Origin of the sequence: Candidimonas humi (genome assembly GCF_019166065.1) — a bacterium.
Lineage (GTDB): Bacteria > Pseudomonadota > Gammaproteobacteria > Burkholderiales > Burkholderiaceae_B > Candidimonas > Candidimonas humi.
This window is the reverse complement of sequence record NZ_JAHTBN010000004.1, coordinates 379528-403144: the sequence shown is the minus strand read 5'-3', so window position 1 is coordinate 403144 and position 23617 is coordinate 379528. Positions and strand designations below refer to the sequence as shown.

Genomic DNA, 23617 nt, shown 5'->3' with positions numbered 1-23617 from the left:
AGATGTTCGGGCAGGCGACACTCATAACCCCCGGAAAATCGCATCCGCCTCGTCCTGGATGATGGCGGCCATCCGGCGCTTGATGGGGTCGTCCGAGATGTTCTTTTGGGCGATCAGCGCAATGCGCCTTGCGGCACGGACAGGCGCGTGCGGCACCTCCTGCAACTGGCCCGCGAAGCGGCTGTCCTGCAGGCTGAGCCTAGAGGTGAACGCAAGCAGTTGCGACGTCCCGATCAAGCCGGGTGCGGCAAGCACCGAATTCACTTCGATGCGGCAACGAGGCGGCGGCAACCCCCGGGCCAGGAAAATCTCGTTCAGGTATCGGCGCACCGGGGACTGCTCGTTCGGCAGGACCCAATCATAGACGCACAGGTCGGCATGGCCCAACTTCGTGGCGGACAACACGGGATGGTCGGATGCACATGCCACAACGAGCCAATCATCGAGCAGATGCGTGACGGCCACATCACCGATGGGAGTGTCGGGTGCAGGCACTACGGCCATGTCGATCTCGCCCATGGCGACGTCGGCGCAAAGCCGACGGCTGTCTTGTATGTGCAGATCCAGCAGCAAGCCGGGGGCATGGCGTCGGACCGCGGCCGCAATGCGGGGGAACAGCGATTCCGCCACTAGCGGCGAGGCAGCGAGGCGCACCCGGGCCTCCTCGCCCTGAGCTTCGCGCCGTACATCCCGGATGGTTTGCTGCAGGCTGGAGTCGACGATGCGCGCCCGGACGAGCAACAACTTTCCCGCTGCCGTAAGCCTGAGGCGGCGCCCATTCTGAGAAAAAAGTTTGCCGTCAATTTCGCTCTCGAGACGCCGGATGCTCTTCGTAATCGCCGGCTGCGTCAGGTGCAGGCTTTCGGCCGCCAATCCGAGATGGCCATACTCGGCAGCGGCACGAAAGTAGCGCAGATCACGAATGTCCATCGCAATGCGATTCAATCCACCATGCGCGTAGTGACGTTTTCCTTCAGGCGCTCGTCATGGACCGAGGGCATTTCAGTGAAAGGCTTGCGGTGCTGCGACCACAGGCGCATGTCTTCGTCGGAATGGAATATTTGCCGCGTTGGCATGGGATCCCATTCCTTGGCACGGATCCAGATGCGCAACAAGTGGCGGCGCCGCTCGAGCTCGGGATAGTCTTCGTAGTCGGTCCGGCCGTGGACCATGCTGCGATTGTTCAGGAACTGGATATCTCCATCCTTGAAGCCCATGTCCAGGAAATGTTCCGGCATGGCGGCGACCTTGCGCACGCGGTACAAAGCGTCGGATTCCTCTTGCGTGTAAGGACGCTGACCGCTCTTTTCGCACAGGCGCGCATACCCCGTGGGCAGATAGCATACGACCCGGCCGTTCTGTTCGCTGAAAAACGGTACCTTGTTTTCGCTATAAGTACGGGTCGCATGCCGCCCGTCCTCGTCGGCACGCTTGAGCCACAGGCCGTCGCACAGGATGCGGAAATCTTCGGGGTGATGCTCGGCCATGTAATTGTGCACCGCCAGCGCGCTGGAGATACGGCTGGCGCCACCGGCCTTGGCGGTACGCAAGCACATCAGGCCGATGATGTCGCAGGAATCCGTATGCATCAGCTGGCCGCCGCCTTTGCGGTACCCCCGAGATTTGGGCTCGAGGTCGCTGACATCCATCACATGGCCCATGAGATCGCCCAGATAAGACTGGGTCATGGGGCGCCCCATGTACGAAGACAGGCCGAAATAGACCAGAGCCATGTCGTCGTCGCTATAGCGCGCGCGCGGCAGTCCGCGCAGCATCAGGAAACCTGCGCCGTCTTGCAGACGGCGCGGCAGCCCGCGCATCAGCGCGCCGACTTTGTCCAGAGGAAAATTATTCGGCGTGATATCCGGGAAGTCGACCTTGCCCAGCGATTTCAGGTGTTTCAACGCCGCATCGATTTCCTCGACCTCTGCAGGCGACAGCACGTGCAGGCCATGCTCCTGCCAATCAATATCCGGCCCCTTCCATACCGCCGGCCCTTGCAACTGAGTTCCAAGCAACGCCATTTATCTCTCCTTGTTTGTGCAGACCACGTTTCGGGCCTGCAAAGCCTTGAACGCGTCCCGGCCGACGATGGGCGCCAGGATTTCCTCGTTGTGCTCCCCGATATGCGGGGCCCGGTAGCGGAACCCCCCTGGATCGCGGGCGAAACGCGGCGTGATGTTGTGCACGAGCTGGCTGTTCTGGTCTTCCGGCAGACGCACAAAGACTTCGCGCTCGCGGACGTAATCGTCTTCGACCAGATCGCTGGCGTCATAGACGGGCCCGGCCGTCACGCCTTCACGGTCGAACAATGCTAGAGCTTCGGAAAAATTCTGCTTGGCGAACCACTGCGCCACCAACCCATCTATATATTCCACATGCCGAAGCCGGCCGCGTGCAGTGCTGTATTCGGGATTCTCGGGAATGTCGCTGCGGCCGATCAGGTTGAAGAAGCGCTTGGCCATCGTCTCGGTCGAGGTGGAAATGCATATCCACTTGCCGTCGGCCGTCTTGTATACGTTGCGCGGCGCCGTCGTATTCGAGCGACTGCCGGTTCGGGCCTTCAGCTTGCCGGTCAGCTCGAAGGCAGCGGCCTGCGGCCCGAGCACCGACACCGTGGGCTCGAACAGCGACAGGTCGATGATTTCCCCGCCCTTGCCATTCACCCGCATATTCCATAAAGCGGTCATCGTTGCGCCAAAGCCGTACAGGCCGCTTACCATGTCGCCCAGGAAAATGGGGGGCAACACCGGCTCGCGGTCATCGAAACCGTTGATGGCGGCAAAGCCGGTGTAGCCCTCCACCAGTGTGCCGAAGCCCGGTTTGGTCCGATAGGGGCCAGTCTGGCCCCAGCCCGTGATGCGCGTGATGACAATATTGGGGTTGATGGCGTGAATGACTTCCGGCGCCAGGCCCATGTTTTCGAGTGTGCCTGAACGGAACGACTCCACGAAGACGTCGACCGTCGGCAGCATTTTCTTCAGTAGCGGAATAGCTTCGGGATGCCGGAAATCCAGCCCCACGCTACGTTTATTGCGGCAGTATGTGTTCCACCACGTGTCGTACCCGTCGCTGCGAAAATTGCGCAGCGTGTCGCCGCCGGGCGGCTCTACCTTGATGACGTCGGCACCGAAGTCGGCCAGTTGCAGCGTCATCACATTGCCCGCCACCAGGCGGGAAAGGTCCAGCACCCGCACACCGGCAAGCGGGCCCTTGGCGCTTTCATCGAACGCGACAGGAGGAAAGTCTTTCATTCTATTGAGCATGGCTTAATTAGATATAATGATATCATAATCATAAAAATATGAAAGCCAGGAGAAACCAGCTATACGCCGATATTGGTTAACATTCTTGCAACCGACCAACAAAAAGCCCCTGGAGATCGCGGAAAGCCCATGAGGACCAATGCTCCGAAATATGTACATGTCGCCGATCTGCTGGCCAAGGAGATCTCGAGCGGATACCCGGAAGTAGGCGCGCTGCTGCCCAAGGAAAGCGACTTGATCGCCCGCTTCAACGTGAGCCGCACGACTATTCGCGAAGCCCTCAAGCGGCTGAGCGCCTTGGGACTGATAGAAACCATTCACGGCGTGGGCACGCGGGTCATTGCCCGCCAGCAGAGCCAAAGCTTCATGCTGACATCCCGCTCGGTGTCCGAGCTAGTCTCCTACGGCACCGGCGCGACCCGCTTCCGGGTGCTGCGCCGCGAATCGTTGACGCTGCGTCCCGAAGACGCGCCGATATTCAAGATGCCGGCGGGCAGCGCCACGTTGCGGCTGATGGGACAACGGGTCAACAAGGCCGACCTGGACCAGGTGATTTCCATCTGCCGCATTTATGTGCGCAAACCCTACCTGGCGGCAGTGGCCCAGGACCGAGAAATGGACGAAGCCGTCTATACACAGATCTGCCGGGCGTTCGACATGGAGATCCAGAAAATCGAGCAGGAGATCCAGGCCGTGTTCGTATCCCCCGATGAGGCCGAACTCCTGCGCGCCACGCCGTACAGCCCGGCCCTACAGGTGGTGCGCCGTTACTTCTTCGAGGACGAAGAACCATTCGAAGTCACGGTGAACACCTACCCCGGACACAACTTCACCTACAAATTGACGCTGAACCGCACCAGCAATATGACGGACGCATAGGCCCGCGGCCGTTCGAGGCGAGTTATACGCATCTCTTCTTGAAATAGTGATATCACGATGATACGATCCCGGAAGTGGCTAAGGAAGGTATTTCCTGGCCATCACCAGAGTGAGATCAGGAGAAGAGATGAAATCCTATTGGAGACTAGCCGCAACCGCGGTGTGCAGCCTCGGCCTGGCCGGCATCGCGCAGGCCAAAGTCGATATTCCCAACGTAGTGCGAATCATCGTGCCGTTTTCCCCGGGCGCAAGCAACGACACCTTCGGCCGCGCCATCGCCAAGAAATTGACTGAAGCAACCGGCAAGAGCTTCATCGTCGAAAACAAGCCGGGCGCAGGCGGCACCATCGGCACGAACGAAGTAGCCAAGAGCAAGGGCGATGGAGCAACGTTGCTTTTCAGCTCGTCCTCGGTGGTCACCAATACGGTAGGACGCAAGCTCAGCTACAACCTGCTGAAGGATCTTGCACCGATTTCCGTCGTATCCACCGGGCCGATGGTGCTGGTCGCCTCCAAGGCTTCAGGGCTGAAAACCCTCGACGACTTGAAGCAGGCTTTGCACTCGGGCAAGCACATGACCTACGGCACCCCCGGGTTGGGGTCGATTGCCCATTTAGCCTCGGAATTGCTGATGGCCCGTTCGGGCGGCAAGTTCCAGAACGTGCCATACAAAGGCGTTTCCAACGCTGTCGTCGACATGGTCGGCGGCCGTGTGGACTTCATGATTTCCACCCCTGCCTCGATCCTGGGCCAGATGAAGTCGGGTGACCTTGTTACCCTTGGCGTGACCAGCGCCCAGCCGTCTCCATTCCTACCGAACGTGAAGCCGGTCGCCGATATATATCCCCGCTACACGGTGGACGTCTGGTGGGCGTTCTTCGCTCCGTCCGGCACTCCGAAGGAATTACTCGATTTCTATAACAAGTGCATCAACCAAGCCATATCGAGCAAAGACATGGCCGATATGTTCGCCCGCGAATCCACCCAGGCGATGCACATGTCGACAGCGGAGTCGCGGAAATTCATCGATGCCGACTATAAGAAGTGGCACGATCTGGCCAAAGCGCGGCACATCAAGCTCGACTGATATCGCGCCACGGGAAGAAGGGGGCTCTTATCGCCCCTCAAGCCCGATACCCGAGACGCTGCGAAAGCGTCGCGGCGGCCTCCTGCAGAGTGCGGGGCACGTCGCCGTCCCAGTCGGGCTCGAGGCGCTCGGCGGGACAGGTGGTGGACAAGGCCAGCACCATTTCGCCATTCGCGCCGAATACCGGCGCGCTGAAGGCGTTGACCGTGACCTTATGGCGCGGCGAGGGCGCGCAGCCCACCGCGCGCGCCATCAATCGGGTGCGGGCCTCGGTAAGGCGCAGCGTAAACTGGCCGTCGTCGGGATAGCCTTCCGCATTGCGTGCGTCCAGTTCACGCTGTACTGCCGCCTGGACTGCGTCCGAACGCATGAACGCCGCGAAAGCCAAGCCCGTTGCCGACTGGGTCAGGCTGACGACCACCCCCGTCTGCAAGAAGGGGCTGACCGGCTCGGACGAGGCCTCCCAGCGCACGATGGTCGCGCCCTGGTTGCCCCATACCGCCAACCCCAGCGTACGTTGGCCGATACGCTCGCATATTTCCGGCAAGGCGGCGCTGGCCAGCCGCACGGCTTCCAGCCCGGCAAGCCCGGTACTGCCGCGCCCGCCCCCCATCGCCTCGCCCAGGTCGTGCGCGAAAGTCACCATATAGCGGCCGTCGCCGAACGCCAGCGGCCTGTGCGAACTGCGGTGAATGCTCTCGACCCGGCCGATATAGACGACGTGGTCGCCTCCGGGATGCGCGGCGACCTTGGTGCACTCCAGGTAAGCGGCGCAGTCGTCGATGACCGGCAGGCCGCCCAGGCCGCCGTGTACGGCGATGTCGCGGAACTTGTCCTCGCCTGATTTGGCGAACTGATTGGACACCCTGACTTGGTGATCGGCCAGGATATTCACCACGAAGCGCTCGCTGTCGCGGAAAGTCGGGTAGCTGCTCGAAGTCAGGGACTGGCTCCACAAGATGAGCGGCGGATCCAGCGACACCGAGCTGAAGGAATTGGCGGTCACGCCATAAGGCCTGCCTTGCGCATCCAGGGTAGTCACCACGGTCACGCCGGTGGTGAAGGCGCCAAGAGTGCGGCGCAGTTCTCGGCTATCGAAGGCATTCATGTTTAGGCTCCACGCTTCAAGCGTATTCAGCGCACCGATCAGGACGGCCGCCGGACAAGGTGGAGATAGTCTAGGGGAGGAGTACGCGCCAGGACAATTTGCGGAGGTGAATGCATATATAGCGGGCGGGAATAAAACGCCTCCCGCCACGGCCGCGCCATCGGGCGGCCAACGCCTTGCGGATTCAGGTGAGATCTTCCAGGCGGGTCTTGAAGTGCTTGCGCAGGAAGGACTGGAAATTCAGGGCCGCGGCGCCCAGTTCGGCCTTGCGCGCCACGATGCTGCCGTAGCGGCGTGACACATCGAGATCTTGTACCACCACCGTGGTGCGCGTATGCCTGCTATTGCTTTGCGCCATGGAACGCGGCACGAAGGTCACGCAGTTGCCCGCATCGATCATCCCGAGCAGCGTAGGCAGGGTGGCGGAGATCTGGGGGTTGAACACAGCCCCGCGGCGCTCGTATTCTTCTTTCAGGTATTTGCGCAGCCCCTTGTAGCGATCCAGCAGCATCAATGGGTAGGGCAGGATCATGTCCATGGTGACGGCATCCACATCCGCCAGGGGATGGCGCGCCGGCACCACCAGCAGCATTTTTTCCTCGGCCAACGACTGGAACCTCAGGCCGCGCGGCGCGCCTTCCAGCGCCGCAACGCCCATGTCGGCGCGGCCTTCGGCCACCTCGCGCACCACCTGCTCGTACAGCAAGTCGCGCAGCACGATCCGCACATCCGGATAGCGTTCGGTATAGGCATGGATCAACATGGGCATGACCGTCGCGGCCAGCATGGGCGTGGCGGTAACCGTGATCTGGTTGCGCTCACTGTCGGATGTCTGCTGGAAGCGCCGCAGCGCCTCGCGCAAGCCGGCCACGGCCTGCTCGGCGGCATTGCTCAGGAACACGCCGTCTTCCGTCGCTTCGACCCTTCTGGTGGTGCGCACCAGAAGCTTGACGCGCAGCTTGTCCTCGAGCCGCTTGACGCGATTCGTCACCGCGGGCTGGGACAGATGCAGCTTGTGCGCGGCGGCGCTGAAGCTGCCCTCGCGCACTACCCAGAGAAAAGTTTCGAGTTCGGCGAGCTCCAGGCGCGTCAGCGATGGCGGCTCGGGCGACTTATTCATGATCATTATGAATGTATCACAAGGTGGAAATTGTGCAGAGGGCTGTGCGGGCCAATACTTCGAAGCAACTTCCGAGCAACTTTCATCCCTGCACCCGATCGAGACCATACATGAGCAAGCCGACGCGCCAAATGACCCTGGTCGCCTTCCTTCAAGCCCAGAACTGCACGAACTATGCGGGCTCCTGGCGACATCCGTCAAGCATGACAGACTATCTGTCGCCCGAATACTACCAACGCATTGCCCGAACGCTGGAAGAGGGCAAATTCGACATGGCGTTCTTCGACGACCGCCTGGCGATGCCCGACATATACGGCGCGGGCCACCAAGAGACCGTCGCGCATGGTGTGCGCGCCATAAAGCTCGAGCCCACTTCGGTGCTCATGGCCATGGCCATGGTGACCTCCAGGCTGGGCCTGGGCGCCACGTACTCCACGACCTATTACGAGCCGTTCCACGTGGCGCGCCTGTTCGCTACGCTGGACTTGATGAGCAAGGGCCGTGTCGCCTGGAATGTCGTGACATCCATGAACGACTCCGAGGCGGCCAACTTCGGCGCCGCCGAACACCTGGAGCACGACCTGCGATACGACCGCGCCGACGAGTTCATGGAAGTCGTCATGGGCCATTGGGACACCTGGAAAGAAGGCGCGATCGTGGCCGACAAGGCCGCCGACTATTTCGCCGACCCATCCAAGGTGACTCGCCTGGACCATCAGGGGCGCTTCTTCAATTCGCGCGGCCCGCTGACCGTGCCGCGCTCGCCGCAAGGCCATCCGGTGATCCTGCAGGCCGGCCAGAGCGGCCGCGGCCTGGCGTTCGCCGCAAGATGGGCCGAAGTGGTATTTGCCAAGTACCCCACCCTGGAAAACGGCAAGAAGCAATACAAGGCGCTCAAGGACGGCGTGGCCAACGCGGGCCGCGATCCCGACTCGGTGAAGATAGCCCCAGAGCTGAAGATCATCGTGGCCGAGACCGAAAGCCTGGCGCAGGAACAGCGTGAACTCATCGCCAGCACCTCGCGCCCCATCGACGGCCTGACGATGATAGGCGAGACGCTCAATATAGATTTCTCGGGGCGCCCCTACGACCAGCCCTTCACCGACGAAGAGCTGGCCGCCGTGTCCTGGCAAAGCCTGCGAGACAAAGTGGTGCAGGTCAGCGGCAAGCGCAACCCCTCGGTCAAGGATTTCGTCGAGGCCTCGGGCCGCGGGACGCTCAACGATGGCCCCGTATTCTGCGGCACGGGCGCCCAGGTCGCCGACCAGATGGAAGAGTGGTTCAAGACGGCCTGCGACGGATTCGTGCTGTCGGGCACTTCGGTGCCGGGAACCTACGAAGACATCGTGCGCCTGGTCGTGCCCGAGCTGCAAAAGCGCGGCCTGTTCCGCAAGGAATATGCCGACACTACCCTGCGCGGCAATCTCGGCATCGTGAAACCTCGCGCCGGCGACTGGCGCGGCAAGCGCTGAGGTCGATCATGACGAACAAAACCGTACGCATGATGTCGGCCAGCGGGATCCTGGGCTATGGGTTTCCGGAAAGCTCGATCGCGGCCGCGCTGAAACTGAAGCCGCACATGATAGGCGTGGACGGCGGCAGCAGCGATCCGGGCCCTCACTACCTGGGTTCGGGCAAGACGCTGAACTCGCGCCTGGCCATGAAGCGCGACCTGTCCCTGCTGTTGCGCGGCGCCATCGGCAATGGCATCCCCATGATGGTCGGCACTTGCGGCGGCGCGGGCGGAACGCCGCACCTGCAAGCCTGCGCCGACATCATCCGCGAAATCGCACGCGAGCACGACCTGCACTTCAAGATGGCGCTCATCGATTCCGAACAGGACAAGGGCTTCCTGCTGGAACAGTTGCAGGCCGGCAAGATCAAGCCCCTGGGCAATGCCCCAGCACTACGCAAGGAAAACATCGACGAGGCCGTGCGCATAGTCGGCATGATGGGCCCCGAGCCCTACCGCCAGGCCCTGGCCGCGGGCGCGCAAGTCATCCTGGGCGGCCGCGGCACCGACCCGGCGCCCTGGGTGGCGCTGGCCATGCACCATGGCCTGCCGGAAGCACCCGCCTGGTATGCCGGCAAGATCCTGGAATGCGCCTGCAACGCGGCCATTCCCAAGAAGCACGATTGCCTGATGGTGACCGTGGGCGAAGACTTCGTCGAGACCGAGCCGCTCAATCCGGAGCTGCGCTGCACCCCCATGTCGGTAGCGGTACAGGCCTTGCACGAGAACGCCAGCCCCATCATCCGCTACGAACCGGGCGGCGTGGTCGATTCCAGCGACTGCCGCATCGAAGCCCTGACCGACCGCCGCGTGCGCATCACCGGCATGCGCTGGACTCCCCGCCCCTACAGCATCAAGCTGGAAGGCGCGCGCATGGCGGGCTACTGCGCCATCACCATCGCCGCCACGCGCGACCCGGGCCTGATCGGCCAATTGGACAGCTTCATGGACTTCGTGCGCGAATCGACCGCCACCAAGGTCGGCGCTCTGGGGATAAGTCCCGATGCCTACCAGCTCGTGCTGCGCCTGTATGGGCAGAACGGCGTCATGGGCGCCTGGGAACCCAAGAAGGACAGCGTTCCTACAGAAGTCGCCATCATCGCCGAAGCCATCGCCGGCAGCCAGGAAATCGCCAACGCCGCCCTGGCGCTGGCGCGCGTCACGCTGCTGCATTCCGATTTCCCGGGGCGCATGTGCCGCGAAGGGAACATGGCATTTCCGTTTTCGCCGTCGGACATCGAACGCGGGCCCATCTACGAATTCATGCTCCAGCATGTACTGGAAATCGACGACCCGCTGCGCATGTTCCCCATTCACTACGAACAAGTCTAGGAAACGACATGGTCAAGCTCAAGCACATAGCCAAAGCCTGCAAAAGCAAGAACGCCGGTCCTTTCCACATCACGCTGGACATCATGTTCGACAACCCCACCCTGTTCGAGCACGTGCGCGCGACGGGGGTCATCACCGCGGAACTGATCGCCTCGCTTTACGGGGTACAGGCCCAGGACGTGCTGTTCACCGAATACCCGCCGGCGCTGGCCTGGAAAGCCACCCTGCCCCGCCTGCGGCCGTCGGGCTCGATAGGCGACACCGATATCTACGGCGCGCAACAACACGCGCCCTTGCTCGACATCGAAGTGCCCATAGACATTGCGGAATAAGTAATGCAGTACATCGAGCGGCCAGATCCGCCGATGAAATTTGATAAACCAAGGAGACATAGATGAATTTCATAGCCAAGGCCGTGCTACCTGCCGCCCTGCTTCTGCCCCTGGCCGCCCAGGTCCAGGCCCAGGACACGCTGAAGATCGGCGCGCTGGTCACACTTTCCGGCCCCGCCGCCATCTGGGGCCATGCCATGTACTACGCGGGACAATTGGCCGCGGACGACGTCAATGGCAAGGGCGGCCTCGAAGTAGCGGGCAAACGCTACAAGATCGAATTCATCCCCTATGACGACAAGTACCAGGCAGGTGCAGCCGTCACCGCCGCCAACCGCCTGGTCTTCGACGACAAAGTGAAGTACATGATCGGCCCCCTGGGATCGGCCCCCGAACTGGCGGTCCAGCCCATCACCGAACGCAACAAGGTCATCACCTTTACCCTGGCCTTCACCTCCAAGGCCCTGAGCCCGAGCAAGCCCTATTCGTTCCGCGTGCCGATGACGACGGAAGAAACCGCGTATCCGTCCATCGAATGGATGGTCAAGCACTTCAAACTGAAAAAGGTCGGGGCGCTCTTTCCCAACGACGAGACCGGCCAGGCAATGTCGGGCGCCCTGGAAAAAGCCTACGGCAAGGCGGGCGCTTCCATGTCCAAGGAATTTTACGAACGCCAGCGCGTCGACATGGTGCCGCTCATCACGCGCATGATGGCCGCCGGCATAGACGCCATAGACCTCAATGGCGACCCGCCCAACACGGCGGGACTCATCGTCAAGCAGGCTCGCGAGCTGGGCTTCAAGGGACCGATCGTGCGCAACGGCGGACCGGCCACGCAAGAGATCATCGCGGTGGCGGGCCCCGCCGCGGAGGGCGTCGTCGTCAGTTCCCTTACCGATCCGGACAACAAGGCCGTGGCCGACTATGCACAGCGCTACCAGGCCAAATACCACGAAAAAATGAACGGCTTCAGCCCGGCCTTCTACGACGTCACCCACATGCTGTTCCTGGCCATGCAAAAGGCCGGCACCGTGACCGATTCCAGCAAGGTACGCGACCAGCTTGCCGGCTTGAAGGATTATCACGGCATCCAAGGCATCGTCAATTGGGGCGGCAAGGACAAGTACGGCATCAACCATCAGATGGAATCGCCGTTCTTCATCTCCGAGGTCAAGGGCGGCCAGGAAGTCGTGCGGGCGCGCTGCACCGTCGAATCTTGCGTAGACGCCAAGCACTGAGCCCGGCATGAGCCTGTCCATACTCCTTTCCCAGGCGCTGACCAACGGCGTCATCATCGGCTTGCTGTATTTGCTGATGGCGGTCGGATTCACCATGGTTTTCGGCGTCATGCGCGTCGTCAACTTTGCCCATGGCGAGTTCTACATGGTGGGTGCGTACGCCGCTTATATTTTCGTGGCGAAGTGGCACCTGCCCTTCATCGCCGCGGTCGGCCTGGCTTTCGTCGTGGCGCTGGTGCTAGGCTGGCTGGTAGAGGAGTTGGTGCTCAAGCCGTTTCGCCATGACGAGCTCAACGGCATGATCGCCACTATAGGCCTGGCCATGGTTCTGCAAACCGCGGCCCTGATGATCTTCGGGCCCGATACCCAGATCATGCCTTCGGTGGCCGAAGGGGCACTGGTCATCGGCGGCATCGCGCTGCCCATGTCCCGGCTCTATGTCGTGGTGTTTTCGGTGCTGGTGCTGCTGGCGCTCTATCTGTTCGTCAGCAGGACCCGCACCGGCCGCGCCTTGCGCGCGGTCGTCCAGGACATGGAAATCGCCACGGCGCAAGGCATACGCGCCCGGATCATGTACCCGCTGGGCTTCGGCATCGGCGTCGGCCTCGCGGCGGTCGCCGGGGCGCTGATGGCTCCGCTGTTCTCGGTTTCGCCTTTCATCGGCAATACGCCGCTGCTCAAGGCCTTCATCGTGGTCATCCTGGGCGGCCTGGGCAGCATACCCGGCGCCGCCCTGGCCAGCCTGCTGATCGGCATCACGGAAAGCGTCGCCAGCACGTTCATGGACACCGGCGCCGCCGACATCCTCATCTTCGTCCTGGTCATCGCCGTGCTTCTGGTCCGGCCGACAGGCCTGCTCGGCCGCGCGGAGGGCTGACACATGAACGACGGAAAAACCATGGCCCCTCCCGTGCCCGTGCAAAGCCGGCCCCCGGCGGGAATCAATGCCGGCGCATGGCTGGGCGGCGCGATACTGCTCGCCATCGCCGTTCTGCCGCTGCTGGTGCGCAATGCATTCCTGACCCACCTGGCCATCATGGTCTGCATCAATGCCATCATTGTCAGCGGCCTCTCGCTGCTGGCGCGCAGCGGCCAGATCTCGCTGTGCCAAGGCGCCTTCGTGGGCATCGGCGCCTACATGTCGGTGCTGATGACACTGGGCCTGAACCTGCCCTTCATACTGGGCGTCGCAGTTGCCGTACTGTCGGCCGGCCTGGTGGCGTGGCTGCTGGGCGCCATCATGCTGCGCCTGACCGGCGTGTACTTCGTCCTGCTGACCTTCGCCTTCGGCCAACTGGTGTACCTGGTGTTCCTGGAATGGGACTCCGTCACCGGCGGCGCCAACGGCATCCCGGGCATTCCTCCTGCCAGCATTTTCGGATTCGCCTTCGACGGCAAGCCGTCTTTCTATTGCCTGGCGCTGGTGCTTACCCTGGGCGTATTCCTGCTGCTGCGCGCCATCTATCGTTCTCCCGCGGGCCACGCCATAGACTCGGTGGGCGAGAATGCCAAGCTGGCCGAAGCCAGCGGCATCAGCGTGCGCGGCACGCAGCTCTTCGCCCTTACGCTGTCGGGCGCGATAGCGGGCCTGGGCGGCTCGCTCATCGCGCACTACACGAACTACATATCCCCCGAATCCTTCAATATGAACGAGTCGGTGACACTCATCATCATCATGGTGGTGGGCGGCCGCAAGATCCTGCTCGGGCCGCTGATCGGCGCCATGGTCATGACGCCCTTGCCGGAACTGTTCCGCGGCGCCGTCGAAAGCCAGAACATCTACTATGGCGTCGCGCTCATCCTCATGCTGCGCTTCCTGCCGCTGGGCCTTGCCAGCCTGCCCTCGCGCAGCCGCCGCAAACAGGAGGTCCGCGCATGAAACCCGTCCTGCAAGTCCGCAATCTCGGGAAAAACTTCGGCGGGCTCAAGGCGGTCTCGGGCCTGAGCTTCGAGATCGGCGAGAACGAAATCGTCGGCCTCATCGGCCCCAACGGAGCCGGCAAAAGCACCGCGTTCAACTTGATCAGCGGGGCCCTGCGCCCCAGCGCAGGCTCGACCGTGCTGCACGGCCGCAATATCACGGGCATGGCGTCCAGCCAGGTAGTGCGCCATGGACTGGCGCGGACCTTCCAGTCGGCATCGGTGTATCCGGCCGCCACGGTCGCGGAAAACCTGTATCGAGGCGCATTGTCCACCCTTCAAGGCTCGATCTGGACTCATGGCCTGTCCACCGCGAAGCAGCGGCAGGCCATCGCCCGCATCGGACAGGAAGTCGATGAAATTCTCGACATTACCGGCCTGGCCCCTCATCGCGACACCTTGGCGGGCGGCCTGTCCTATGGCCACCAGAAAAAGCTCGGCGTCGCGATCGGCATCGCCACCCGTCCCGCGCTATTGCTGATGGACGAACCCGCCGCAGGCCTGAACGGCGAAGAATGCGCCGAGTTCGGCAGATTGCTGCGCCAGATGCAGGGGCAACGCAAGCTGTCGATGCTGCTCGTCGAGCACCACATGGCCATCGTGATGGAGCTTTGCCACCGCATCATCGTCATGGTCCAGGGCAAGAAAATAGCCGAAGGCACGCCGGACGAGATCCGGGCCAATCCCGATGTCATCGAAGCCTATCTCGGAGCGCCCGACTATGCACACTCTTGAGGCCCGAGAGATCGCCGTATGCTACGGGCCGCTGGAAGCGGTCCATGACGCCTCGTTCAAAGTCGACCAGGGCGAGATCGTCGCGCTGGTCGGCTCCAACGGCGCAGGCAAGACCTCGACCCTGAAAGCCCTGATGGGGCTGCTGCCCATGGCGCGCGGCGAGATCCTCTGGAACGGCGAACCCATCACCCGCCTGCCGGCCTCGGCACGCGTGGCCAACGGCATCGCCTTGTCGCCCGAGGGGCGCCGCCTTTTCCCGCGCATGACCGTGCTCGAGAACCTGCAGGTCGGCGCGCACACCGTGCGCAACGCCAGCCTGCGCAACCGGGCCATGGACCAGGTCTATGCGTTGTTTCCCCGCGTGGCCGAGCGCCGCGCCCAGCTCGCCGGATCGCTTTCCGGCGGGGAACAACAGATGGTCGCCATAGGCCGCGCGATGATGGCGCAACCCAGGCTGCTGATGCTCGACGAGCCTTCGCTGGGCCTGGCGCCCAAGATCATCGCCGAGATCGCGCACGCCATCCAGCAACTGAATCGCGACAGCGGCCTGTCCATCATCCTGGTCGAACAGAATGCCAACCTGGCCCTGCAGCTTTCCCATCACGCCTACGTGCTGGAGCAAGGCAAGGTCGTGCTCAGCGGAACCGGCCAGGAATTGCTGGCCGACGATTTCGTCCGTAAATCCTATCTCGGCGCCTGAATCCGGCGGCAAGGAAAGCTCATGCAAACCACCCCACTGCCCGAATACGAGATCTATGCCCTGCGCTTTGCCCGCATGCAGCGCCATACCTCGGAAAATTTCATTTTTCGCGACGAGCATGACGGCCTCGTCGACATGGATTTCTTCATCTGGCTGGTGCGCAACGGCGACACCGCCATCCTGGTCGACACCGGCTTCGGCGAACGCAGCGCCCAGGCACGCAAGCGCCCCCTGGATCTTTGCCCTATCGACGCCCTGCGCCACCTGGGCGTGGACCCTGCCGACATCCGCGACGTGGTCATTACTCATCTGCATTGGGACCACGCCGGCAACCTGGACAAACTGCCCAACGCGACGTTTCACATCCAGGACACGGAAGCGGCCTACGCGACCGGGCGCTGCATGTGCCAGCCCTCGCTGCGGCGCGCATTCGCCGTGGAGGACGTTTGCGACTTCGTACACCGCGTCTATGAAGAGCGTGTCTGCTTCCATGACGGCGACGACACCCTGGCCCCTGGTGTGGAACTGCTGCACGTGGGCGGCCACACCAAGGGCCTGCAAGCCGTGCGCGTAAATACGGCGCGCGGCTGGGTGGTCCTGGCTTCCGACGCGGCGCACTACTATGCCAACCTGACCCGGCGCATTCCCTTTCCGGTGGTGGTGGACGTCGAGGCAATGCTGACCGGCCACGCCAGGCTGGTCAAGAGCGCCAGCTCGCCCGATCATTTCATTCCCGGCCACGACCCTCTCGTCCTGACGCGCTACCCTCGCGTGGAAAACGTGCCCGTGGATATCGTTTCCCTGCACCTGGACCCCGCACCGATGCCGGCCCAGACAGCCTGACCCCGATACCAAGAAACCGAAACACCTCATGCATATCGTCTCCAATCTCCAAGCCCCCTCGGCCAATGTGGCTCAGGCGCTGGCGCAATTCGCCCATAAGCTGCACGTTCGGGACCTGCCCCAGGCGGTCAAGCTCAAGTCGTTGCATCACATCGTGGACGCCATCGGCCTGGCCATCGCTTCGCGCCACTTTCCTTTCGCCGCCCCGGGGCTGGCGGGCTTTCGCGCCGCCGGCGCCCCCGGCGAAGCCACGGTGATCGGCGGCGGCGACCTGCGACTGCAGCCGCGCGACGCGGCCTTGTCCAATGGCTACCTGATCCACGGCCTGGATTTCGACGACACGCATCCCGGCAGCATCGTGCATCCCACCGTGGCCTGCCTGCCCGCCGCCCTGGCCGTGGGCGAAGTCGTGGGCGCCACCTGGGGTGAGCTGCTGGCCGCCTATGCGGCCGGCATGGAGACCGCGATCCGCATCGGACGCGCAGTCAACGGCGGATTCCACCACACGGGCTTTCACGCCACCGGCATCGTGTCGCACTTCAGTTCGGCCATAGTCGCGGGCAAATTGATGGGGCTTACGGCCGGGCAGATCGTCGCCGCGCAAGGCATCGCGGCAAGCACCGCTTCGGGCGTCCAGGTCTTTCTCGAGACCGGCGCCTGGACCAAGCGCATGCATCCCGGCTGGGGCGCCCTGGCCGGAATCACCGCAGCCCACATGGCCCAGGCCGGCTTCCTGGGCCCCGACCGTCCGTATGAAGGCAAGTTCGCGCTGTTCGACACGCATATGCAGGAACACGCCGACCGTGTCGACGCCGAATCGATGTTGCGCGGGCTGGGGCAAGAATGGACGCTGCTGGACACATCCATCAAGCCTTTCCCCGTATGCCATTTCATCCACGGCTGCGCCGAGGCCGCGTTGAAACTGCGTGATGAAATAGGCGGTATCTCCCGGATCGAGCGCATTGTTTGCGAATTGCCGGCCGCCACCCTGCCTATCGTGGCCGAACCGGCCGATGCCAAGCGCGTCCCGAAGTCCGACTATGAAGCCAAGTTCAGCGTGCAATTCGTCGTGGCCGCCTGCCTGCTGCGCGGCCGCTTCACGCTGCTCGAACTCGAGGACGACAGCCTGGCCGACCCCGCGATTCTCGCCCTGGCGGCCAAGATCGACTGCGCGGTCCAGGCCGACACGACATTCCCCAAGTATTTTTCGGGCGCCGTCACCATCAAGACTAGCGGCGGCGGCAGCGCACATCGCAATATTCCCATGAACCTGGGCAGCGGCGAACGCGCCCTGGCCCTGGAAGACATCGAGGCCAAGTTCCGCGGCAATGCGGGCCTGGTTCTGCCCGAAGCGCGCGTCCAGTCCATCCTGGACACGCTGCTTTCGGTGCAGGCCGACACACCCGTCAGGCAGATCGCACGCATGCTGGCCTAGTACGACGCATCCGGGCCCGCCTCCAGAACCGCGCCGGGCCGCCTCGAGCGGCACGGTTCGATCCGGGGCCGCTCCCCACGCCGCCATTCGCTAAATCGAGAAGGAGAAAGAAGTGATCCAGAAATACCAACTCTATATGGACGGGCAGCGCGTTGCGCCCGCCCAGGGGCGCATGTTCCCAAGCACCAACCCGTATACCGGCGAGGTCTGGGCGGAGATTCCCGAGGCCGGCCCGGAAGACGTGGCCAAGGCGGTAGCTGCGGCCAAGCAGGCCTTCGAGCGCGAATGGCGCCATACGCCGGGCGTCAAGCGCGCCGCGCTCATGATCAAGCTGGCCGGCCTGATCGAACGGGACGCCGAACGGATGTCGCGCATCGAGACCACCGACAACGGCAAGGTCGTGCGCGAGACCAAGCCGCAAATGCTGTGGGTGGGGCGCCAGTTGCGCTATGTCGCCGGCTACGCCGATAAGCTCTTCGGCCAGCAGGTCCCGGTAGACCAGGCCAACATACTGGATTACCTGACTCTCGAACCATACGGGGTGGCCGCACTCATCACCGCCTGGAATTCCCCCCTGTCCCTGCTCGCCAACAAGCTGGCGCCGGCGCTGGCTGCGGGCAATTGCGTCGTGGTCAAGCCTTCCGAGCATGCTTCCGCCTCCACGCTGGAATTCGCCTCGCTGGTGGAAGAAGCCGGCTTCCCGGCCGGAGTGTTCAACGTGGTCACGGGCGGCGCCGACACGGGCCGCGCCCTGGTCGAAGACCCCGGCGTGGCGCTGGTCAGCTTTACCGGCAGCCCCGCGGTCGGCCGGGAAATCGCAGCCATGGCCGGGCGCCGTCTCGTGCCGGTCAAGCTGGAACTGGGCGGCAAATCCCCCAACATCATCTTCGACGACGCCGACCTGGATCGCGCCACAGTCGGCGCGTTGGCCGGAATCTTCGGCGCCACCGGCCAGACCTGCGTGGCGGGCTCGCGCCTGCTGGTGCAGCGCAAGGTGCTCGACGAAGTCGTAAAACGCCTGGCCGCGCGCGCCGGCCAGATACGCCTGGGCGACCCGCTGGATCCCGCCACCGAGATGGGCACGGTCGCCAACGAACCGCAGTTCCGCCGCATCCTGGCCGCCATCGAGAACGCCAAGACACAGGGTGCGAAGCTGGTGGCCGGCGGCGCCCGCGCGCAAGGCCCGGGACTGGGCAGCGGCTATTTCGTAGAGCCGACCATCTTCACCGACGTCGACAATTCCAGCCATCTGGCGCAGGAAGAAATATTCGGGCCGGTCCTGGCCATTATTCCTTTCGACACGGAAGAAGAAGCTGTGCGCCTGGCCAACGACAGCCGCTACGGCCTGGCGGCAGGCCTGTGGACGCGCGATCTGTCGCGCGCCATGAGGGTGTCGCGCGCCATGCAGGCAGGTTCCGTCTGGGTGAATACATATCGCGCCTTGTCGGCCCAGGCGCCTTTCGGCGGGTTCAAGGAATCGGGCATCGGCCGCGAACGCGGCGACGCGGGCCTGCGCGAATACCTGACGACCCGCAACATCATGATCGATTATTCCGACGAAGTGCGCGATCCCTTCGCCATCAAGACTTGAATCTGCAATCCACGCACACAGGAGACAACGTAATGGAACATAGCCTTACGGCAAACAAGTGCCGACCCGGCAGACGCCGCACGCTGGCGGCTATCGCCGGCATGGCCGTACTCGCGGGCGCAGGCGCCCAGGCGGCCACGCCGGGCTACCCGGCCTATCCGATACACCTGGTCGTGCCGTTTCCGCCCGGCGGCTCGGTGGACACGGTGGCCCGCAACATCGCCCCCGAGCTCGAGCAGCAACTGGGCCAGCATGTCATCATCGAGAATCGCGGCGGCGCCAATAGCGTCATCGGCGCGGAATACGTCAGGCGCGCCAAGCCGGACGGCTACACGGTCTTGCTCAATGCGTCCCTGCAGGTCTCCAATCCGACCCTGCTGAAGTCCGCCCGCTACGACCCGATCAAGGACTTCGTGCCCATTACCGAAATCGGAGCCCTGCCGCAGATCATGGTGGTGAACGCCACCAGTCCGTACAAGACCGTCACCGACCTGGTCAATGCCGCCCGCGGCAATCCGGGCAAGCTCACCTGGGCCATCGCGGCTTTCGGCGCGGCAGAGCACTTCGCCTGCGAGATGGTGAACGTGCAGGCCAAAGTCGATATGCCCGTTATTCCCTACAAGGGCGGCGGCCCCGGGCTGGTGGGAGTGATGGGCGGCCAGGTGACGGCAATGATCGAGCCCATGGCGTCGGCCTACCCTCAAGTCAAGTCCGGACGCCTGCGGGCGCTGGCCGTGGCCAGTGCCGAGCGGCTGCCTGCACTGCCCAACCTGCCCACCGTGGCCGAGAACGGCTTCCCCGGCTTCGACATGCCCAGCTGGTATGGGCTGTGGGCACCCGCCGACACTCCCCATGAGGTCGTCGACCGCCTCCACCAGGCCATACACCAAGTGCTGCAGAATCCCGCCGTATTGAAAAGGATGAGCGCGATTTCCTTCATGCCCATCGGCTCCTCGCCCGCGGAATTCGCCCGATTCCAGGCCAGGCAATTGGAACAATATCGCGCCATCATCCAGCAAGCCGACATCAAGGCCGACAGTTGATCCGGCACGACCTCGCAAATCATTCATAAACAGGAGTATCGATCATGAGCCAATACAACACCTTGGGGTTCGTCGGCCTGGGCGTAATGGGCGAGCCGATGTGCAAGAACCTGGTCCTCAAATCGGGGCACCCCGTGCACGTCTACGACATGAACGCCGAAGCCGCGGCACGCGTCGCGCAAGCCGGAGGGATTGCCGAGAAATCGGCACAGGCGGTAGCCGAAAAAGCCGACGTGGTCTTCCTTTCCCTGCCCTCCATCGCGCAAGTCGAGGAAGTCGTCCGCGAATTGCTGGCGGCGCCGCATAAGCCGTCGATAATCGTGGACATGAGCACCAGCGACGTGGCGCGCACACGCAAGCTGGCGCAGGAAGTCAATGCCGCCGGCGTCGGCTACGTGGACGCCCCGGTGGCCCGCACGGCGGAAGCCGCCCGCAAGGGCACGCTGCTCATTACCGTGGGCGGCTCCGAGGCCGACTTCGCGGAACTCAAGCCGCTGCTCGGCTGCATGGGTTCGGACGTGATGCATTGCGGCGAACTGGGCAACGGCCAGATGCTGAAGATCCTGAACAACATCATGGTCTTCATGACGGTCGACGCGCTGTCCGAGGTCATCACCATAGGGCGCCGCGCCGGCATGGACGCGGAAAAACTGCTGCAGCTCCTGTCCCAGGGATCGGCCGACAGCTTCGTGTTGCGCAACCATGGGATGAAGTCCTTGGCGAAAGACCAATTTCCCGAAAAAGTCTTCCCCACGGTCTATGCGATCAAGGACGCGGCCCTGGCACTTTCCCTGGCCAGCGAGGGCGGATTCCAGCCCCGCATTGCGCAATATGCCTACGACATGCTGTGCAAGACCCGCGACGCCGGCTTCGTGCAGAACTACCACCCGGCGGTCATACAGTTGATCGACGGCCGCGCCAAGGTCGACGCCGCAAGCCTCGAGGCTTGACGGCGTCCGCCACCGCACGGCGGGCCAGGACACCCCCAACACTCATATAAAGAGAGACAAACATGAAGTTCACACGCACGCTGGCAGCCTGCCTTTGTTTCGGACTGAGCCTGTTCCATGGAGTCGCCGCCCAGGCGGCCGCATGGCCTGGAGATCACCCCATCACTCTAGTCGTTCCTTTCCCGCCCGGCGGCACGACCGACATGATCGGTCGCTTGCTGGCCATGCAAATGGGCAAGGCGCTGAATCACAGCATCGTCGTCGACAACCGCGGCGGCGCGGGGGGCACCGTGGGCGCGGCCTATGTGGCGCGCGCCAAGCCGGACGGCCATACGCTTTTCCTGGCCACCACCGCCCACACCATCGCCCCGTCCATCCACGACTCGCTGCCCTACGACTTCATCAAGGACTTCTCCCCGATCACGCTGGTAGCCTCGCTGCCGCATGTCCTCATGGTCAACCCCAAGCTGCCCGTGAATTCCGTGGCGGACCTGATCAAATATGCCAAGGCGCACCCCAACCAGCTCAACTTCGGCTCGGCCGGCATAGGCAGCACCGACCACATGTCGATGGAGCTCTTCAACCGCCGCGCCGGCATCAAGATGGAACACGTGCCCTACAAAGGCGACAACCCCATGATGACCGACCTGATAGGGGGCCGGATACAAGTCGGCATGCCGCCGGCCGGCATCGCAGTGGCGCCGGTACAGGCCCATAGCGTAAAAGCCCTGGCCGTCAGCGGCGCCAAGCCCAGCCCGTATTTTCCGGGCCTGCCGACCATCAAGGACGCGGCCAAGCTGCCCGACTACACCTTCGAAACCTGGTATGCACTGATGGTGCCCGCCGGCACGCCGGCCCCCGTCCAGGCCAAGCTCTACCAGGCCGTGCTTACCGCGCTGAAGTCTCCCGACATGCAAAAAGCCTTGAAGACCATCAGCGGCAATCCTGGCGGAGAGCCGCCCAAGGAAGTCGGCCGCCTCATCGTCAAGCAGACGCAGGAATGGCACAAGATATTGAAACCAGGGAAATAAACAACCCCAGCCTAAAAACAGGAGACTCAATATGCGCACGAAAGCATTGCTCGGCGTACTTGCGGCAACGCTATCTATTTCCCTGACCGCCCACGGCGAAACCTACCCCTCGGGCCCGGTAAAGATCGTCGTTCCCTTCTCCGCCGGCTCTTCGACCGACATCATCGGCCGCGAAGTGGCGCGGGTCCTGGGCACGGAGCTGCATCAATCCTTCGTCGTCGAAAACCGCCCCGGCGCCCAGGCCACCATCGGCGGTTCCCAGGTGGCCCACGCCCGCCCCGACGGCTATACCTTGCTGATCGGCAGCACTACATCGATAGCCGCGGTGCCCTTCCTGCTCAAGCAAATCCCATACAAGCCCTTGACCGACCTGCAGCCCGTCGCCCGCATCGGCGCGGTGCCGTTCATATTGGTGGCCAGGGCCGACCTGGGCATCAAGACGGTGGGCGAACTGGTCGACTACGCCCACAAACATCCGGGCAAGCTGAACTGGGGCTACGCCAACGCCGCCAATCGGGGAGCGGCGGCCATGATGACGCACGAACTCAAGATGGATACGGCGGCCGTCCCCTACACCGGAGTCCCCCAGATGGTGATCGACATGCTGGGCAACCGCCTGGATTTCGGCATCATCGATACGACCAACGCCGCGCCCCAGATCGCTTCCGGCAAGCTGCGTGCACTGGCCGTGACCAGCGAAGACCCGCTGCCGCAGTTCCCGGGTGTCCCGCCGCTGGGCAAGACGGTCAAAGGCTATAGCCTGCTCGGATGGTACGGGGTATATGTGCCGGCAAAGACGCCCAAGCCCGTCATCGACACCCTGGCCAAGGCGCTGCTCAAGGGCATGGACAATGCGGACTACAAAGCCCACCTGGCGCATGCCGGCCTGATTCCCTACCCGGCGGGCCCGAAGGAATTGGCCGAGTTCGGCCAGAGCGAAACCCGGAAATGGGCCCAGATGGTGAAGGCGGCGGATATACATCCGCAATGATCGGTTCGACACGGCGGGAATGGCATCACCCGCCGTACTCGATCGACATCCATTCCGATGAGGGGCGAGACCGTGTATGCCCCTTTCCTCGAAAGAGGACAGGCCCAGTGCGGTTGGAACGGGGTGATTAACCGAGTGTGATGAACGGCCCTGATCCCCAGAAAATGGGGAAGAGCCGCTAAATGCTTGATTTCATGGCGCGCCCCCCACGATGAGGATGGGCACTGGGTGGAGTGCATTCCGCTCTACAGATACATCAAGATGCAGCTCAATCCCTCTCGCTAGGCTTGAACTGACTATTATCGGATCCAGCAATACGGGAGCGTTACGCTCGCTTTACCTCGGCGATGGTCTACGGGAGAACGTAGCCTTCGACACGGCCATGAAAAACATCGTGCCGCAGGTCAACGGCATGGTAAAGCAACGGACGCTACGTACAGGCTTGGCCCCAACAGCCCCCACACGCTACCCACGACATCCGAACATAGGCCAGTAGCCCTATC

Annotated in this window: 22 protein-coding genes; 17 read left to right on the top strand and 5 right to left on the bottom strand. The window is 63.1% G+C overall.

What is annotated here, in order from left to right:
- Nucleotides 1-21 precede the first annotated feature (21 nt).
- Genes KVP10_RS12470 through KVP10_RS12460 form a run of 3 tightly spaced genes read right to left on the bottom strand, consistent with a single transcriptional unit; the run spans nucleotide 22 to nucleotide 3254 of the window.
- Nucleotides 22-945, bottom strand: coding sequence for a LysR family transcriptional regulator (locus KVP10_RS12470; RefSeq protein WP_217964907.1), 924 nt, complete (start codon nucleotides 943-945; stop codon nucleotides 22-24).
- Nucleotides 942-2024, bottom strand: coding sequence for a TauD/TfdA family dioxygenase (locus tag KVP10_RS12465; RefSeq protein ID WP_217964906.1), 1083 nt, complete (start codon nucleotides 2022-2024; stop codon nucleotides 942-944). Before KVP10_RS12465 ends, KVP10_RS12470 begins: the two co-directional genes overlap by 4 nt.
- Nucleotides 2025-3254 carry a CaiB/BaiF CoA transferase family protein gene (locus KVP10_RS12460; protein WP_217964905.1) on the bottom strand — a complete coding sequence of 410 codons (1230 nt, stop codon included), beginning with the start codon at nucleotides 3252-3254 and terminating at the stop codon, nucleotides 2025-2027.
- A gap of 141 nt (nucleotides 3255-3395) precedes the next feature.
- On the opposite strand from KVP10_RS12460, the gene KVP10_RS12455 reads away from it, so the two are divergent.
- Nucleotides 3396-4145: a GntR family transcriptional regulator gene (locus tag KVP10_RS12455; RefSeq protein ID WP_217964904.1), complete on the top strand. Its 750-nt coding sequence runs from the start codon at nucleotides 3396-3398 to the stop codon at nucleotides 4143-4145.
- 127 nt (nucleotides 4146-4272) lie between these two features.
- Entirely contained in the window at nucleotides 4273-5232 is a 960-nt protein-coding gene (locus KVP10_RS12450) for a Bug family tripartite tricarboxylate transporter substrate binding protein (protein ID WP_217964903.1), read from the top strand.
- Between the two features lie 37 nt (nucleotides 5233-5269).
- On the opposite strand, the gene KVP10_RS12445 is transcribed toward KVP10_RS12450, so the two are convergent.
- Nucleotides 5270-6340 (bottom strand): flavin reductase, encoded by a 1071-nt coding sequence (locus tag KVP10_RS12445; protein ID WP_217964902.1) that lies wholly within the window; start codon nucleotides 6338-6340, stop codon nucleotides 5270-5272.
- 184 nt (nucleotides 6341-6524) lie between these two features.
- Nucleotides 6525-7460, bottom strand: a complete 936-nt coding sequence (locus tag KVP10_RS12440; protein WP_217964901.1) for a LysR family transcriptional regulator — start codon at nucleotides 7458-7460, stop codon at nucleotides 6525-6527.
- 110 nt (nucleotides 7461-7570) lie between these two features.
- Between KVP10_RS12440 and KVP10_RS12435 the strand changes: the two genes are divergently transcribed.
- The 15 genes from KVP10_RS12435 to KVP10_RS12365 all read left to right on the top strand — a co-directional run bounded on the left by KVP10_RS12435 (nucleotide 7571) and on the right by KVP10_RS12365 (nucleotide 23114).
- On the top strand, nucleotides 7571-8932 hold the full coding sequence (locus KVP10_RS12435; protein ID WP_217964900.1) for an LLM class flavin-dependent oxidoreductase: 1362 nt from the start codon (nucleotides 7571-7573) through the stop codon (nucleotides 8930-8932).
- An 8-nt stretch (nucleotides 8933-8940) separates the two neighbouring features.
- Nucleotides 8941-10305: an acyclic terpene utilization AtuA family protein gene (locus KVP10_RS12430; RefSeq protein WP_246600600.1), complete on the top strand. Its 1365-nt coding sequence runs from the start codon at nucleotides 8941-8943 to the stop codon at nucleotides 10303-10305.
- 8 nt (nucleotides 10306-10313) lie between these two features.
- On the top strand, nucleotides 10314-10637 hold the full coding sequence (locus tag KVP10_RS12425) for a DUF4387 domain-containing protein (protein WP_217964899.1): 324 nt from the start codon (nucleotides 10314-10316) through the stop codon (nucleotides 10635-10637).
- Between the two features lie 62 nt (nucleotides 10638-10699).
- Nucleotides 10700-11875 (top strand): ABC transporter substrate-binding protein, encoded by a 1176-nt coding sequence (locus KVP10_RS12420; protein ID WP_217964898.1) that lies wholly within the window; start codon nucleotides 10700-10702, stop codon nucleotides 11873-11875.
- A gap of 7 nt (nucleotides 11876-11882) precedes the next feature.
- Nucleotides 11883-12752 carry a branched-chain amino acid ABC transporter permease gene (locus tag KVP10_RS12415; protein WP_217964897.1) on the top strand — a complete coding sequence of 290 codons (870 nt, stop codon included), beginning with the start codon at nucleotides 11883-11885 and terminating at the stop codon, nucleotides 12750-12752.
- Between the two features lie 3 nt (nucleotides 12753-12755).
- The gene (locus tag KVP10_RS12410; RefSeq protein ID WP_217964896.1) at nucleotides 12756-13754 is read left to right on the top strand and encodes a branched-chain amino acid ABC transporter permease; all 999 of its coding nucleotides are present in this window, start codon (nucleotides 12756-12758) and stop codon (nucleotides 13752-13754) included.
- Nucleotides 13751-14530: an ABC transporter ATP-binding protein gene (locus KVP10_RS12405; RefSeq protein WP_217964895.1), complete on the top strand. Its 780-nt coding sequence runs from the start codon at nucleotides 13751-13753 to the stop codon at nucleotides 14528-14530. The genes KVP10_RS12410 and KVP10_RS12405 overlap by 4 nt, the downstream gene beginning before the upstream one ends.
- The gene (locus tag KVP10_RS12400) at nucleotides 14517-15230 is read left to right on the top strand and encodes an ABC transporter ATP-binding protein (protein WP_217964894.1); all 714 of its coding nucleotides are present in this window, start codon (nucleotides 14517-14519) and stop codon (nucleotides 15228-15230) included. The genes KVP10_RS12405 and KVP10_RS12400 overlap by 14 nt, the downstream gene beginning before the upstream one ends.
- A 21-nt stretch (nucleotides 15231-15251) precedes the next feature.
- A complete protein-coding gene (locus KVP10_RS12395) occupies nucleotides 15252-16073 on the top strand; it encodes an N-acyl homoserine lactonase family protein (RefSeq protein ID WP_217964893.1) in 822 nt (273 codons plus the stop codon).
- A gap of 28 nt (nucleotides 16074-16101) precedes the next feature.
- On the top strand, nucleotides 16102-17508 hold the full coding sequence (locus KVP10_RS12390; protein WP_217964892.1) for an MmgE/PrpD family protein: 1407 nt from the start codon (nucleotides 16102-16104) through the stop codon (nucleotides 17506-17508).
- 136 nt (nucleotides 17509-17644) lie between these two features.
- The gene (locus tag KVP10_RS12385; RefSeq protein ID WP_246600639.1) at nucleotides 17645-19099 is read left to right on the top strand and encodes an aldehyde dehydrogenase; all 1455 of its coding nucleotides are present in this window, start codon (nucleotides 17645-17647) and stop codon (nucleotides 19097-19099) included.
- A gap of 101 nt (nucleotides 19100-19200) precedes the next feature.
- A complete protein-coding gene (locus KVP10_RS12380) occupies nucleotides 19201-20142 on the top strand; it encodes a Bug family tripartite tricarboxylate transporter substrate binding protein (protein ID WP_217964891.1) in 942 nt (313 codons plus the stop codon).
- 44 nt (nucleotides 20143-20186) lie between these two features.
- Complete coding sequence (locus tag KVP10_RS12375) at nucleotides 20187-21092, top strand: NAD(P)-dependent oxidoreductase (protein WP_217964890.1); 906 nt, start codon at nucleotides 20187-20189, stop codon at nucleotides 21090-21092.
- A gap of 62 nt (nucleotides 21093-21154) precedes the next feature.
- Nucleotides 21155-22123: a Bug family tripartite tricarboxylate transporter substrate binding protein gene (locus KVP10_RS12370; protein ID WP_217964889.1), complete on the top strand. Its 969-nt coding sequence runs from the start codon at nucleotides 21155-21157 to the stop codon at nucleotides 22121-22123.
- A 31-nt stretch (nucleotides 22124-22154) separates the two neighbouring features.
- A complete protein-coding gene (locus KVP10_RS12365) occupies nucleotides 22155-23114 on the top strand; it encodes a Bug family tripartite tricarboxylate transporter substrate binding protein (protein WP_217964888.1) in 960 nt (319 codons plus the stop codon).
- Nucleotides 23115-23617 lie beyond the last annotated feature (503 nt).

What these genes read in the sequence shown, in the direction of transcription:
- KVP10_RS12465 (WP_217964906.1), bottom strand. Translation starts at nt 2,024, where the DNA reads ATGGCGTTGCTTGGAACTCAGTTGCAAGGGCCGGCGGTATGGAAGGGG.
- KVP10_RS12460 (WP_217964905.1), bottom strand. Translation starts at nt 3,254, where the DNA reads ATGAAAGACTTTCCTCCTGTCGCGTTCGATGAAAGCGCCAAGGGCCCG.
- KVP10_RS12455 (WP_217964904.1), top strand. Translation starts at nt 3,396, where the DNA reads ATGAGGACCAATGCTCCGAAATATGTACATGTCGCCGATCTGCTGGCC.
- KVP10_RS12450 (WP_217964903.1), top strand. Translation starts at nt 4,273, where the DNA reads ATGAAATCCTATTGGAGACTAGCCGCAACCGCGGTGTGCAGCCTCGGC.
- KVP10_RS12445 (WP_217964902.1), bottom strand. Translation starts at nt 6,340, where the DNA reads ATGAATGCCTTCGATAGCCGAGAACTGCGCCGCACTCTTGGCGCCTTC.
- KVP10_RS12440 (WP_217964901.1), bottom strand. Translation starts at nt 7,460, where the DNA reads ATGAATAAGTCGCCCGAGCCGCCATCGCTGACGCGCCTGGAGCTCGCC.
- KVP10_RS12435 (WP_217964900.1), top strand. Translation starts at nt 7,571, where the DNA reads ATGAGCAAGCCGACGCGCCAAATGACCCTGGTCGCCTTCCTTCAAGCC.
- KVP10_RS12430 (WP_246600600.1), top strand. Translation starts at nt 8,941, where the DNA reads ATGACGAACAAAACCGTACGCATGATGTCGGCCAGCGGGATCCTGGGC.
- KVP10_RS12425 (WP_217964899.1), top strand. Translation starts at nt 10,314, where the DNA reads ATGGTCAAGCTCAAGCACATAGCCAAAGCCTGCAAAAGCAAGAACGCC.
- KVP10_RS12420 (WP_217964898.1), top strand. Translation starts at nt 10,700, where the DNA reads ATGAATTTCATAGCCAAGGCCGTGCTACCTGCCGCCCTGCTTCTGCCC.
- KVP10_RS12415 (WP_217964897.1), top strand. Translation starts at nt 11,883, where the DNA reads ATGAGCCTGTCCATACTCCTTTCCCAGGCGCTGACCAACGGCGTCATC.
- KVP10_RS12410 (WP_217964896.1), top strand. Translation starts at nt 12,756, where the DNA reads ATGAACGACGGAAAAACCATGGCCCCTCCCGTGCCCGTGCAAAGCCGG.
- KVP10_RS12405 (WP_217964895.1), top strand. Translation starts at nt 13,751, where the DNA reads ATGAAACCCGTCCTGCAAGTCCGCAATCTCGGGAAAAACTTCGGCGGG.
- KVP10_RS12400 (WP_217964894.1), top strand. Translation starts at nt 14,517, where the DNA reads ATGCACACTCTTGAGGCCCGAGAGATCGCCGTATGCTACGGGCCGCTG.
- KVP10_RS12395 (WP_217964893.1), top strand. Translation starts at nt 15,252, where the DNA reads ATGCAAACCACCCCACTGCCCGAATACGAGATCTATGCCCTGCGCTTT.
- KVP10_RS12390 (WP_217964892.1), top strand. Translation starts at nt 16,102, where the DNA reads ATGCATATCGTCTCCAATCTCCAAGCCCCCTCGGCCAATGTGGCTCAG.
- KVP10_RS12385 (WP_246600639.1), top strand. Translation starts at nt 17,645, where the DNA reads ATGGACGGGCAGCGCGTTGCGCCCGCCCAGGGGCGCATGTTCCCAAGC.
- KVP10_RS12380 (WP_217964891.1), top strand. Translation starts at nt 19,201, where the DNA reads ATGGCCGTACTCGCGGGCGCAGGCGCCCAGGCGGCCACGCCGGGCTAC.
- KVP10_RS12375 (WP_217964890.1), top strand. Translation starts at nt 20,187, where the DNA reads ATGAGCCAATACAACACCTTGGGGTTCGTCGGCCTGGGCGTAATGGGC.
- KVP10_RS12370 (WP_217964889.1), top strand. Translation starts at nt 21,155, where the DNA reads ATGAAGTTCACACGCACGCTGGCAGCCTGCCTTTGTTTCGGACTGAGC.
- KVP10_RS12365 (WP_217964888.1), top strand. Translation starts at nt 22,155, where the DNA reads ATGCGCACGAAAGCATTGCTCGGCGTACTTGCGGCAACGCTATCTATT.